Here is a 12,508-nt window from a genome sequence, read left to right as displayed (position 1 = left end):
AGAGGCGCCTTTAAGCGCCTTCTTTATTTATAATGCATTTGTTATCTCTGGTGATAGCGGTGTTGTTTTTGAGCGAAAACGGTGGATAAGCTTTCCGTTCTCATCAATCAGGAATTTCTCAAAGTTCCATTTTATCTCGCCGGTAAAGTCAGGGTTTTCGGCAGTAGTAAGGTAGGCAAACAGCGGACTGATGTCATCTCCCTTAACACTAACTTTTTCGCTTAGCGGAAAGGTAACGCCGTAGTTCTTTTGGCAAAATGATTTGATCTCCAAATTAGCACCAGGCTCCTGGCCGCCAAAGTTGTTTGCCGGGAAACCGATAACCACCAGTTTGTCCTTATACTTATCGGCAAGCTTTTGCAATTCGGCGTACTGTGGTGTAAAACCGCATTCAGATGCTGTATTAACGATCAATACTTTTTTGCCCTTGTATTTAGCCAGCGAGAATTCTTTGCCTTCAATTGATTTTAGTTTAAAATCGTACACGCTTTTTGCCGGTGCAACAAATAATAATGCCAGTAATATGGTCAATGTTTTCATGGTTCAATAAATTGATATAGAGATTTATAAAGGTAAAATTATGAATTAAAATGAGCGTTTGCTCAAATAATAATCCTCTTTTAGTGTCATATTTTTTTTATCGGAAGGCTTTTTATCAGTATAGCCAAGCAAATGCAATGCCCCGTGAATAACAACGCGGTGCAATTCATCAGCTTCGGCAACGCCAAACTTGGCGGCATTTTCGCGGGTACGTTCAACAGAAATAAAAATATCACCTACAATGTTCCCTTGTATCTCGCTGTTATCAAAGGTTACAATATCGGTATATGTATCGTGGTTTAAGTACTGCCGGTTTATCTCTATCAGGTAAGCGTCTGAGCAAAAAATATAGTTGAGTTCCTTTAACTTATATCCCTCAGCCTCAATGGTGGCTTTTATCCATTGCCTTACCTGTGTTTTATGTTTCAGCTTAAATTGAATGTCTTCTTCAAAAAATTGTATAGCGGGCATTATATCTTAAAGTGTAGTTCAATTTCATTACCGCGGCTGTTAAATATGCACTGATCGGCCAGTTGTTTTAATATGAATACACCCCTCCCTGTAAGGTTTTCCAGGTTTTCGGGCGCAGTCGGATCAGGCAAGTGGTTATAGTCAAAACCATCGCCCTCATCCGTTACGGTCCATACAATGCGTTTTGCATCGGCTTCAGCATTTACAATCACAATTTTGCTTTCATCCTGCTTGTTGCCATGTAAAATAGCATTCATTACAGCCTCGTTAAGGCAGGTCATCATATTGGCAAAAACATCGTCACTCACATTATATTTATCGGCTAATTCTTCAATCAAAGCTTCGAGCTGTGCAATGCTCTCTAATTTTGATGGAAGCTGCAACGTATATAGTTCACTGGTGTGAACATTATCATGTTCCATTTTACTTTCCATTAAGTTGTTCAAAGTAAGCTTGTATTTTATTCTTATAATATAAATTGAACGCCGGCGATACGGTACGCAGTTGTTCGGTTTGTTTGGTTTTAATCTGTTGGTAGTTCTGTAAGGCCTTAATATAACCGGGGGGCATATCTTTACCGGCAGCGCTTTGTCTTTTATTATCCTGCTCACGTTGCTGCTCTGCCTTTTCGGCATCAAGCAGGCGTGTTTGTATCTGTTGCTGGCGCTTTACGGTTTCCTCCGTTATTCGTCTGTTTACGATATCGTTCTCCGTTTGTTCCATTTCTTTTGATATTTTGTCCAGATTACCCGACCCATTACGCCCATCCTTGTTCTGTTCGCGGTTTATCTGATCAAGCGCCTGGCGTATTTGCTGTTGCTGCCTTGCCATGCGTGCCAATTGCTCGCTCATGCTGTTTTGCCCCTGGCCGCTTTTGCCCTGGTTGCCCTGCTGCTGCATTTGCTGCCGGGCCTGTTGCATATTCTTATTAAGCTGCTGTTGCATTTTTGCCAGTTGCGATACCGATTGCTGTTTTTTGCCTTTGCCGCCACCCTGGCGGTTTTGCATATTTTGCAATTGTTCAAGCGCTTCACTCAATAGTAATGCCAAATTGTTCATGGCGGTCATGGCGTACTGCTGGCTCCGGCCTGCTTCGGCACTTCGGCGCTCACCCATCATACTCAATGCTTTATCAATATTTTCATTAATGGCAGTTACTTCCTTATTAACCGCTGATTGTATTTGCGGCACCCGCTTACTAAGCGAATACAAACTATCCTCGGCTGTTTTAAGGTTATCCTTAATATCCTTTTGTTGCTGGGCAAGGCCTGTGTAGCCGGGGTCGGCCGGGCTTATGCCCCGTAATAACACCATCAGTTTTTCCTGCGAAAAAGAGCTGTTAACCAAACTTTTTAAAAGCTCGCGCAATTGCTCGGCATTAACGTTATTCTCGCTTTCCTCGCCCTCCTGCTGCTGTTGCTGCATTTTTGCGGCCATTTGCTGCATTTTTTGTGCCGCCTGCTGCTGAGCCTTTGCAGCCTTTTGCTTGTCGTTTTTTTGCAGGTTCTGCTTACTGTCGTCCATCTGCTGGTCAACTTCTTCGCCTTGTTTTTGCTGATCTTTCAGATCCATTTTTTCGCTCAGCGCCTCGTTATCTTTTTTGAGTTCATCCAACGATTTTTTCGCCTCATTAAACTCTTCTTTAAGTTTTTGTTGCTTTTGCAGCAGCTCGTTTTTATCCTGGTTTTGTTTCGTGGTTTGTTCGGCAAGTTTCTTTTGCTCTTCAGCTAACTTATTGAGCTGATTGATATTCTGCTCAACTTTTTGGTCAAAGGCCAGTTTTTTATACAGTTCCAGCACGCGGTCAAGTTCCTTTTTTAAGGAGTGGTTATCCTGCTGCATTTTTTTAAGTTCATCTCGGGTATCATCTTTTTCACCTTTATCAAGCAAATCCTGTAATTTTTTTAGCAGATCCTGTGTTTTAGGATCAAGCACGTTGTTGAACAAGTCTGCAATTTGTTGCTGTTTTTGTTGCAATTCGCTACTTTGCTGCTGGTTCTCCTGGCGGTTATATTGGTTTTTTCGGTTCTCGTCCTGTATATCTTTTACCAGTTTATTCAGCTCCAGCTTTTTTTGCAACAGTTGCTCCACCTGTTTCTTCTCTTCAAAGCTCAGGTTATTCTTATCAAGTAATTGCTGATTGAGTTTTTGCGATTCGCGTTCTATCTGTGCAGCCAGCTTAATGGCTGATTGTGTTTTATCAGCTACCGCCTTTGTACCGGCCGCTAATTGTTCATTAAGCTGTTTGGCATCTGGAATGTTCAATGTTTGCTCGGGTGTGCGGGCTTTTTTAGGGCCTGATACAGCATCGTTATCCGCCACTTCAAAATAATAAGATACCTGCGCGCCCTCGGGCAGTTTAAGTTCTTTCAGGTTCCAAAAAAAGAAAAAACCAGCCTGAGTTTGCGAGAGTTCGGCCTTTACAGGTAAGCGGTACAACTTATCGCCAATGCGGTAATTAAATGTTAATGCCGAAAAGCCATGGTCATCCTGTATCGAACCGTTAAAATAAAGCGCCTTGCTGCTTACCGAATCCTGCTTTTGCTCAGCCGAAATGGCCGGCGCCTGATCGGCCACCATATTAATATTATAAGCGGATGAATCGGTATTGCGCTTTACCGCCTGGTTTGAGGCGCTTATTTTGTATGATGTGTTGCTGGTTATTTTTTCCTGGTACGTAAACATATCCTCAGCCACTGCACTAAGCACATGTTGCTTTTGCCCGATATTAAATGCCAGGGTTGAGGCATGTTGCGTTTTAATATGCCACTTAACCAGGGTACCAGCCGGTATTGTCAGATCGCCAGCGTTGGCAATGGTTTCAGTTTGTTTATGCAGATAGGCCGGGTATTGTAACGTAGCATCAAAGCTTACCAGCGTAGGCTTGTAGTTTACGTTAACTACATAAGGTGTTGAATTATAGCCGTTGGCCGTAAGCCTGAATGGTACATTTTGCTGCAAATTTTTAAAAGTGTAAGTAAAGCTGCTTACCGACTTTTTTTCGAGCCTGAACGTGTTGCCGCCATTTTCAATATAAACATCTGTTGGCAGGTTGTTGCCTTCCAGCTTTAGTTCAAGGGTAAGGTCATCGCCCTGTACTGCTGTAAGCGATGGGTTTTGCACCACAAACCTGAACGGAGCTACCGGTGCAAAATATTTATCATGTTTTAGCAGGCGTTCGGTACTGTCGGTCAGTATTGATGGCGCGGCCAGTGCAATTATACATATTGCCCCAAGCGGTATAAGTATCCATTTAAGATAACGCGTATTCTCTTTTAAATTTATAGCCGAAGGAAAGCTTACCGGATTGAGCTCATTTATTTTTTGATCGATACCGGCCTCCAGCAATTGCCGCTGGTTTGGGTCGGCCAATGCCTGTTTTTTTAACTGAAGGGTGTTAAGCAGCTTATCATTAACGTTGCCAAAGTGCCTGCCTATAATAACCGCGGCTTCATCATAAGTAATGGTTTTGCCAATACGCAGCCAGGCTAAAAATGATGGTATTACCAACCACACCAGCAAAGCCACGTTTATCAGTATAAAAAGGTAAAATAATACCGAGCGTAATACAATATTGAAATTGCCGAAATACTCAGCCAGTGCTATAATGAGGTACAGCGAAAACAGCCCGGCACCTAAAAGAATAATGCCCCGCAGCAAATTGTTAAAGTAATACTTCCGGATAAAAGTATTTACCTTAACAATGAGCAGGTCAAAGTTATCAGCATTATTCATTAGTACGGTTTCCGCAGGTTAATTGTATGTTAAAAACGAAAATCAGAAAATAAATCGTATTGATGCTAAGTATTAAAAAATAAAAAGCTTTACAGCCAAATAATTGGCTCAATAACCCCCTTTGATTGCAGTTAAGCAACTTTTTAACTTCAAACTGTATGGCTCCGAACTTAATTACTTATAATTGGTTTATTAATAACCATTACCGTTAAAGCTGTAGCATGATATTAAAAGATAAAAAAGTTTTAGTAGTTGAAGACGAACCCGGGCTTGCTTCGGTTATCAGCAGAGGGCTTGCCGCAGTGGGTATGGAAGTAAGTATTGCGCCCGACGGAGTTACCGGGCTGCAAATGGCAAATAGCTACCAGTTTGATTTGCTGATACTGGATATTATGCTGCCGGGTATGAATGGCGTGCAGATATGCAGGGAGATCCGCAAAAAGGATGATGCCATACCCATTGTTATGCTCACCGCGCTTTCAAGCACCGAAAATATTATAACCGGATTGGATAGCGGCGCTGATGATTACATAGCCAAACCTTTTAAACTTGCCGAACTGGAAGCCCGCATACGCACCTTAATGCGCCGCAGCCGTAATAATACCGCCCCTAAAGATGTAGTAACCGTGGCCGACCTTGAGGTTGACCTGGTATCAAAAACAGCCAAACGGGGCGATAAACAGATCAACCTTACCGCAACTGAATACAGGCTACTGGAATATTTTGTAAAAAACCCCAACAAAGTACTATCACGCATACAGATACTGGAGAACGTTTGGGATATTGACTTTAACATGGGTACAAACGTGGTTGATGTATATGTAAACTACCTGCGTAAAAAATTGGATAATAATTATGCCACCCGCCTTATTCAAACGGTTTTTGGTATGGGCTATATGTTCAAAACCGAGGGTGAATGAAACTGCAAAGTAAAATAACGCTGCTGTTCTTTGCCATATCAACAGTTGGGCTGCTGGTGATGAACGCTGCTATATTTTACTTTGTTTCTGAATTTAATTTTGAGGATTTTTTTAAACGGCTTGAAGCGCGTGTACGTTTTGCCGCGCAGATAAAAATTCACCCGGACGGGCGTACTGCTGTTTACCAGGAAGCAAAGTCACGTAACCTTGAAAAACTTGAAGGAGAGCGTGATTTTGTGGTAAAGATGAATGCAGATAGCAGCTTTAAAAAGCCTTTACATTTGCCTGCCGAGTTTTACAGTACTATTTTAAGCGGTAGCAAAGCCCGTTACAATCAAAAAAATCACTTTTACTCAGGGGCATTATTTATTACACCTTACGGCAGGTATATAGTTATTGCCGAAGCGGTTGATCCGTATGGCTATAAAGAGCTGAACGAGTTGCGAAAGATACTCATCATCATTTTTATTATCTCGCTCATACTATCATACATAGTAGGTTATATATTTTCGCACTATACAACAAAGCCTATACGTAATCTCATAAAAAGTGTAAAAAACATTACGGCCAACAACCTGCATATGCGTGTTGAAGAGGTAAAGGGTAAGGATGAAATAGCCGAGTTGGTATCAACCTTTAACAATATGCTTAACCGGCTGGAAACAGCCTTTGACACACAGAACAATTTTGTGAGCAATGCCTCGCACGAGTTGCGTACCCCGCTGAGCATCATAACCGGCGAAACAGAACTTCTGCTTGCTAAAAAGGGACTGGATGCTGACGCGGCAGCCAATGTAAAAATCATTTTGCTGGAAGCGGAAAAACTGGAAAATATACTTACCAGCCTGTTAGGCCTGGCACAAAGCGGTTTTGACGGTAAAAAGCAAAACTGGCAACTGATCAGGCTTGACGAATTGGTGATCACCGTGGCCGAATCGGTACGTAAGATAGCGCCTGACGGTGTGATAGATATTGACTTTTCGGCCTTGCCGGATGATGAACGGCAATTACAAACCGAAGGTAATATTAATCTGTTGCACCTGGCTTTAAGTAATATTGTGATGAACGCTTGCAAGTATTCAAGCAACCAGCCGGTATCAGTAAAAATAATATCACGTAACGGTACAATAATAATCACCGTTACCGACAGGGGTATAGGTATACCCAAGCCGGAGCAACGGCACGTTTTTGAGCCATTTTTTCGAGCATCAAACACGGGGCAGTTTGCCGGTTATGGTATCGGTTTGCCGCTAACCCTCAACATCATTAAATTGCATAAGGGTTCAATAAACATCCACTCTGAAGAGCAACAGGGCACAGAAATGCAAATACTGTTACCCGTTGCCGAATAAGCCCAACATTGAAAGACGTTGCTTGTTAAATCAACATGAAAAGCAGCAGGATACAAGTAATACAGGGCGACATTACCAAACAACAGGTTGATGCCATTGTGAACGCGGCCAATACTTCATTACTTGGTGGTGGCGGCGTTGATGGTGCCATACATCGTGCCGGAGGAAATGCTATTTTAGATCAGTGCATAAAAATCAGGGATAAACAGGGCGGCTGCAAAACAGGCGAAGCCGTAATAACCACCGGCGGTAACCTGCCTGCAAAGTATGTTATCCATACCGTTGGGCCTGTATGGAGCGGCAATAGCGCAAACAAAGCCGCGGTGCTTTTAGCCAATGCCTATCGTAATAGTTTAAAACTGGCAGTACATAACAGTATAAAAACAATTGCGTTCCCCAATATCAGCACGGGTATATATCATTTTCCTAAACAGGAGGCGGCTGATATTGCGATTGAAACAGTTGCTGAGTTTTTAAATATTGATGATACCATTACCAGGGTGTTTTTTGTATGCTTTGATGATGATAACTATCAACTGTACCAACAACGGTTGGGCGGTAAAGCGTTATAAATTACTTATAAGATCTTTTAAAAATTTATCGGGTATTTGCCAATGCGGAACGTGCTTAACGCCCGGGTAACTGATTAGTTTAGCGCCCGGTATTTTTCTGGCTGTTTCCGGGGCCAGCTTTTTATAGTTGCCATGTTTGGCTTGCTCCTCCGGCGATAGGTAAGCTTTACCCACAATGGTATTATCTTCCAACCCGATAAACAAAACGGTGGGCACCTTTATATTACCGAACTCATGGCAAACCGGCTGCTCAAATATCATCTCGTAAGTTAATGCCGATACCATGGCATAACGCGGAAAATCGGCGCTCCTGCTTACATTGCCGCCTATTTTAACCAGGTAATCGTATTCCGGCTTCCACTCCTCAAAGTATGATGTCTGGTAATATTTCTTTACGCTTTCGGCTGTGGTTTTAAGTTCGCTTTTATATAGCTCCTCAGCGCTTTTATAGGGCACGAATGACAGGTAATCTTCCAAACCGATAGGGTTTTCTAATAAAAGTTTCTCAACCGTTCCGGGGTACATCAACGTAAACCTTGTAGCCAGCATACCACCCATGGAGTGGCCGAGTATATAAGCCTTTTTAATGCCTAAAGTATCCAGCAGTTTTTTATTAAGGCTCGCCATTTTATAAAAGCTGTAGTGTATAAAAGCCTTTGATGATTTACCGAAACCCAACTGATCGGGCACCACTACGCGATAGCCTTTTTCGGTTAAGGCTTTTATTACATTGGTCCAGTAATATCCCCCAAAATTCTTACCATGAAAAAGCATTACCGTTTTGCCGTTACCATTGCCGGTAGGCTGTACATCCATATAAGCCATCCGCAAATCCTGTCCGTTGGTTGTCACCGGTAAAAACTTAACCGGGTAAGGGTAAGCAACATTATCAAGCGTTATGGAAACGGTATCGGGCTGCGCGTAAGCGCCCAGGTAAAATATGGCCGCAAAAAGGGTAAGTGCAATATTTTTCATTATAGTAACATACAGCTTACCCCATTAAAAGTTTATCCTTTAAGCAAAAACGCCTCCTAAGTTATCAGGAGGCGTTTGTACGTTTATATTATTTTACCGAAAATGGCAGGTAAACCCCGAACGTAATGTTTCGGCCCGGGTTGTAAATACCAAATGTAGGGTCCTCACTGCTCAGGCGGCCGGGTTTGTAACGGCTAAGCGCATCGTAATACTTTTTGTTAAGCAGGTTATTGCCTGCCACATATAGTTTAAGCGGCTGGTTGCCCAGTTTTACCGTAGTGCCTAAGCCGGCATTTAGTAAGGTATAGCCGTCGGTACCAGTTTCAAAGGTGTCATCAAAACGGCCTTGTTTAAAAAAGTTATCAATGCCAACATAAATGTATGATTGTTTCAAACCTTTAATATTCGGCTCAAAACGCAGCGTATTTCTTAACGAACCTGCAGGTATAAAAGCCAAAGGCCGGTCAAGCGTGTTATTTTGCGCATGGGTATAGCCAAATGTATTCTCTAAGTGAATAAAGCTTACCGGGTGTAAGGTTAAGCTTCCCTCAAAACCATACAAATTGGCATTTACCTGGCCGTAGCGGTAAACATCGTACTGGGTTTGATTGCCATCTTCATCCACGTCTTGCTGCACATCGCCCTGCGTGTGCGAAGCGTAAATAAAGTTATGGATGTAATTCTCGTAAATACCTACACTGGCACTCACAAATTTGTTATCATACTCCAGTGTCGCATCGGCCTGGTAGCTGCGCTCCGGTGCCAGGGTAGAGTTACCAACCTCATAGCGAAAGGTACCCTCGTGTACACCATTTGATGCCAGTTCGGCGGGGTTTGGCGCACGGAATGCTGTACCGGCATTGGCCTTAAAGTTTAGCTGATCATTAAACTGGTGGGTATAGCCTAACGCGCCGCTAATGTTTGAGAATTTATTGGTGAAGGGCTCAAAGCGTGTTTCGCCTTCTTCTACCAGGCCTTTACCCGTATTCTTGCGGTAATCATACCGGATACCGGCGTTAAAGGTGTTTTTATCCCAGGTCTTTTTTACGTAAGCAAATGCGCCTATTCCGTATGAATTATAATCGGGTACTAAAAACTCCTGGCCTTTATTCTGGCTCTTACCTATCTCTGTGCTTGCGCCAAATACAGGCTGCCAGCCATTGCTTTCGGGCAGGTAGTATTTAACATCGCCTGTATAGGTATTCAGGTCAAAAAACAGGGATGGATCAGTGCTTTCCTCCAGTTCGCGGCGCTGATTTTTTTGGTAGCCCAGGTTTACCTTTAAAAAACCACTGCCGATAATGAAGTTATTATCCCAGTTTATTTTATAATGCCTGATATCCTGACGGGGGAATAGCAGGCTGCGGCTTTTGTAATCGTCATTAGTAAATGGTTCGCCATCCTCTTTTAAAAAGTTGAACCCGTTAGCCGGGTCAGCATCAAAAAAGCCGATATTGTTTTTAAAGTACGAGAAATTGATGTGCGAATAACCCCATTGTTTGTTCAAACCCAGCATACCGCTAATGTTGGTTTCGTTAAAACCGGAGTTCGGGAAATAATAATCGGGCGTTTTAAACGAGTAGGCATTTTTGTATGATCCCCGGGCGCGCCATACCAGGCCATCCTCATTGCCGGTAAGCATTAATGATGTACCGGTAAGGCCGTTATTGGTAGCATAGTTGGTTAAAAATTCGCCTTTTATTTGTCCGCTTGGTGGGGTAAGCGGGTCGAGCAGGTTTATAACGCCGCCCAGCGCGTCCGATCCGTAAAGCAGCGAAGCCGCGCCGCGTAAAACTTCCACGCGGTCAGCACCATATTGGTCAATCTCAATACCATGTTCATCGCCCCATTGCTGGCCTTGCTGTTTAATGCCGTTGCTCAGGGTAACCACGCGGTTATAACCCAGGCCACGAATAACAGGTTTTGATATAGATGGGCCGGTAGTTATTTGCGACATGCCCGGTACCTGGCTGGCCAGCGCGTCAATAATATTGGTTGATGGGCGCAGCAACTGGTCGCGGGTAACTGTAGTAGCCGATGTGCTGTTTTGTTTGCTGTTGCCGCTTATGGGTGTGCCGGTTATTACTACCTCACGTGTTTCAATAACACTGGTTTGCAAAGTAAATACCGGTGGGGTGGTGGCAGCCATATCAACCAGTTGGGTAAGGGTACGGAAGCCCACAAATTGTATCTGTACTAAAAACTTACCGCGTGCAGGCAGGTTGTTAAGCGAAAATTCGCCGTTCGCGTCAGTTTGGGTTGATATTTTAAGGTCAGGAAAAGTTACGGTAGCACCGGGTAGTGGCTGGCTGTTATTATCAACAACTTTGCCTTTTAAAGTAATTACAGGGGTTGATGCCATGCTTTGGAAAAAAACCAATAGCAAGCATATCAATAGCTTGAATTTCATGATTATCGTTCAGAAAAATAAATAAATACCGCTTTCGCGGGTGGTGTGTTCTCTCTTTTTTAGGATAATATGAAAACAGGAGGGGAGAGCCCATCGGCAAGTATGAGGCCAAAGGGTTTAAATTCAAACTTAACGGATGGATGGTTAAACAGCGTTGCCTGCAGGTCAAAGGCAACATAATTTTGGTGCAGCGCCATGTCTGCATGGTGCATGCTGTCGCAAATCTGGCATTTTTCGCTAACCTGCGTTCGGCCCTTTGCTTGGGCATCCGTGTGGTGGATGCCTTTCAAGATGTGGTGCTGATGCGAATACACTACAGCCTGCCCTGCTATAAAGCAGAACAGTAATAGCCAGGCGGCGATCAATGTGTAACGCTTCTTTTTCAAGATGATTGCAATTTGGACAAATATAGTTTAATACAAATAAACAAATCATCAGCATAGGGTAACAATATTGTGAAATGTATATTTGCCGGTATGAAACCTGCCGAAGTAAATAAAAGATGGGACGCGCTGCAACAGCACATCGCCAGGGATTTTGATACCGACACACCCGATATGAAGGTGATGTTGTTTTTAATAGGTGTGCAGGAACTGGGGCAAGGGCCGCGTAAATTTACCAAAAGGCAAAAAGAGGAGTTGATGCACATTGCCAACTGCCGCCTTTTTAGCCAAATGGGGTTTTATGAACTGGAAGGACTTGACCAGGACGGCTGGCCGCATTGGAAACTGGTAAAACAAATACCAAACTATACCCTGCTTGAGCAGGAAATGGTACTGAAAACGCTTATTGTTGATTATTTTGCAGATATATATCCGTACGAAGATCAGGTATGAAGAAAATTTTATTCGCTTTTTTATTGCTGCTTTGCAGCATTGGCGCTTTTGCCAAAGGGCCTGAAAACCAGTATGTGCGTATTAAAACCATATACGGCACCTGCATAATCCGCCTGTATAATGAAACACCGCTGCATCGCGATAACTTTATAAAACTGGCCAAGGCCGGTACACTTAATGGTTCGCTGTTTCATAGGGTGATCAAGGATTTTATGATACAGGGCGGCGACCCAACCTCCAAAAATGCAAAACCGGGCGATACTTTAGGGAATGGCAAAGAAACGTATACCGTACCAGCCGAGTTTCGCGATAGCATATTTCATAAAAAAGGCGTATTGGCCGCTGCCCGCGAGGATAATCCCGACAAGGCATCGAGCAGTTACCAGTTTTATATTGTGGAAGGCAAGCGCTTTACCGACGAGCAACTTGATAAGCTGGAGCAAACCCGCCTGAAAGGCCGCAAGATTCCATTAAGCTGGCGCGAATACTATAAAGCTGTTGGCGGCACGCCGCATCTCGACCAGAGTTATACAGTTTTTGGCGAAGTAATTACCGGCCTGGATATGGTTGACCGTATTGCCGCACAAAAAACCGACGGTAACGACCGTCCGCTTACAGATGTACCCATGACGATTGAGCTGCTGAGCAAAAAGGAATGTAACCAGTTGGATAAGATATTAAACCCTCGCCCCTAAAT

At 43.4% G+C, this 12,508-nt stretch carries 12 protein-coding genes; 5 read left to right on the top strand and 7 right to left on the bottom strand.

All coding sequences use genetic code 11. The features are described from left to right. Positions 1-27 precede the first annotated feature (27 nt). From LJ707_RS18355 to LJ707_RS18340, 4 genes are read right to left on the bottom strand one after another with little or no spacing between them, the layout of a single operon-like run. Positions 28-540 (bottom strand): glutathione peroxidase, encoded by a 513-nt coding sequence (locus LJ707_RS18355; RefSeq protein ID WP_228953799.1) that lies wholly within the window; start codon positions 538-540, stop codon positions 28-30. A 45-nt stretch (positions 541-585) separates the two neighbouring features. Continuing rightward, entirely contained in the window at positions 586-1,011 is a 426-nt protein-coding gene (gene ybeY, locus LJ707_RS18350) for an rRNA maturation RNase YbeY (protein ID WP_228953797.1), read from the bottom strand. After that, entirely contained in the window at positions 1,011-1,433 is a 423-nt protein-coding gene (locus LJ707_RS18345) for an ATP-binding protein (protein ID WP_228953795.1), read from the bottom strand. The genes ybeY and LJ707_RS18345 overlap by 1 nt, the downstream gene beginning before the upstream one ends. 1 nt (position 1,434) lies before the next feature. Beyond that, positions 1,435-4,746 carry a DUF4175 family protein gene (locus LJ707_RS18340; RefSeq protein ID WP_228953790.1) on the bottom strand — a complete coding sequence of 1,104 codons (3,312 nt, stop codon included), beginning with the start codon at positions 4,744-4,746 and terminating at the stop codon, positions 1,435-1,437. A 221-nt stretch (positions 4,747-4,967) separates the two neighbouring features. Here LJ707_RS18340 and LJ707_RS18335 point away from each other — a divergent pair, with 221 nt between their 5' ends. Genes LJ707_RS18335 through LJ707_RS18325 form a run of 3 tightly spaced genes read left to right on the top strand, consistent with a single transcriptional unit; the run spans position 4,968 to position 7,590 of the window. After that, complete coding sequence (locus LJ707_RS18335; RefSeq protein ID WP_228953788.1) at positions 4,968-5,666, top strand: response regulator transcription factor; 699 nt, start codon at positions 4,968-4,970, stop codon at positions 5,664-5,666. Continuing rightward, complete coding sequence (locus LJ707_RS18330) at positions 5,663-7,018, top strand: HAMP domain-containing sensor histidine kinase (protein WP_228953786.1); 1,356 nt, start codon at positions 5,663-5,665, stop codon at positions 7,016-7,018. Before LJ707_RS18335 ends, LJ707_RS18330 begins: the two co-directional genes overlap by 4 nt. A 35-nt stretch (positions 7,019-7,053) precedes the next feature. Next, positions 7,054-7,590, top strand: coding sequence for an O-acetyl-ADP-ribose deacetylase (locus LJ707_RS18325; protein ID WP_228953784.1), 537 nt, complete (start codon positions 7,054-7,056; stop codon positions 7,588-7,590). Here the strand turns inward: LJ707_RS18325 and LJ707_RS18320 are convergent. From LJ707_RS18320 to LJ707_RS18310, 3 genes are all read right to left on the bottom strand, one after another. Continuing rightward, complete coding sequence (locus LJ707_RS18320; RefSeq protein WP_228953782.1) at positions 7,585-8,565, bottom strand: alpha/beta fold hydrolase; 981 nt, start codon at positions 8,563-8,565, stop codon at positions 7,585-7,587. The two genes, LJ707_RS18325 and LJ707_RS18320, sit on opposite strands and share 6 nt — an antisense overlap. A gap of 88 nt (positions 8,566-8,653) precedes the next feature. Continuing rightward, positions 8,654-10,975, bottom strand: a complete 2,322-nt coding sequence (locus LJ707_RS18315) for a TonB-dependent receptor domain-containing protein (RefSeq protein WP_228953780.1) — start codon at positions 10,973-10,975, stop codon at positions 8,654-8,656. Positions 10,976-11,034: 59 nt separating this feature from the next. Next, on the bottom strand, positions 11,035-11,361 hold the full coding sequence (locus LJ707_RS18310) for a hypothetical protein (RefSeq protein WP_228953778.1): 327 nt from the start codon (positions 11,359-11,361) through the stop codon (positions 11,035-11,037). Positions 11,362-11,451: 90 nt separating this feature from the next. On the opposite strand from LJ707_RS18310, the gene LJ707_RS18305 reads away from it, so the two are divergent. Further along, positions 11,452-11,811: a hypothetical protein gene (locus LJ707_RS18305; RefSeq protein WP_228954086.1), complete on the top strand. Its 360-nt coding sequence runs from the start codon at positions 11,452-11,454 to the stop codon at positions 11,809-11,811. Next, a complete protein-coding gene (locus LJ707_RS18300) occupies positions 11,808-12,506 on the top strand; it encodes a peptidylprolyl isomerase (protein ID WP_228953775.1) in 699 nt (232 codons plus the stop codon). Before LJ707_RS18305 ends, LJ707_RS18300 begins: the two co-directional genes overlap by 4 nt. Positions 12,507-12,508: the final 2 nt, after the last annotated feature.

This window comes from Mucilaginibacter sp. UR6-1 (assembly GCF_020880975.1).
Classification (GTDB): Bacteria; Bacteroidota; Bacteroidia; order Sphingobacteriales; family Sphingobacteriaceae; genus Mucilaginibacter.
Note: the sequence above shows the minus strand (reverse complement) of the source record. Positions and strands in the feature narration are given on the sequence as shown.

Coding starts and splice junctions, on each gene's coding strand:
- LJ707_RS18335 (WP_228953788.1), top strand. CDS start 4,968: ATGATATTAAAAGATAAAAAAGTTTTAGTAGTTGAAGACGAACCCGGG.
- LJ707_RS18330 (WP_228953786.1), top strand. CDS start 5,663: ATGAAACTGCAAAGTAAAATAACGCTGCTGTTCTTTGCCATATCAACA.
- LJ707_RS18320 (WP_228953782.1), bottom strand. CDS start 8,565: ATGAAAAATATTGCACTTACCCTTTTTGCGGCCATATTTTACCTGGGC.
- LJ707_RS18325 (WP_228953784.1), top strand. CDS start 7,054: ATGAAAAGCAGCAGGATACAAGTAATACAGGGCGACATTACCAAACAA.
- LJ707_RS18305 (WP_228954086.1), top strand. CDS start 11,452: ATGAAACCTGCCGAAGTAAATAAAAGATGGGACGCGCTGCAACAGCAC.
- LJ707_RS18355 (WP_228953799.1), bottom strand. CDS start 540: ATGAAAACATTGACCATATTACTGGCATTATTATTTGTTGCACCGGCA.
- ybeY (WP_228953797.1), bottom strand. CDS start 1,011: ATGCCCGCTATACAATTTTTTGAAGAAGACATTCAATTTAAGCTGAAA.
- LJ707_RS18315 (WP_228953780.1), bottom strand. CDS start 10,975: ATGAAATTCAAGCTATTGATATGCTTGCTATTGGTTTTTTTCCAAAGC.
- LJ707_RS18300 (WP_228953775.1), top strand. CDS start 11,808: ATGAAGAAAATTTTATTCGCTTTTTTATTGCTGCTTTGCAGCATTGGC.
- LJ707_RS18345 (WP_228953795.1), bottom strand. CDS start 1,433: ATGGAACATGATAATGTTCACACCAGTGAACTATATACGTTGCAGCTT.
- LJ707_RS18340 (WP_228953790.1), bottom strand. CDS start 4,746: ATGAATAATGCTGATAACTTTGACCTGCTCATTGTTAAGGTAAATACT.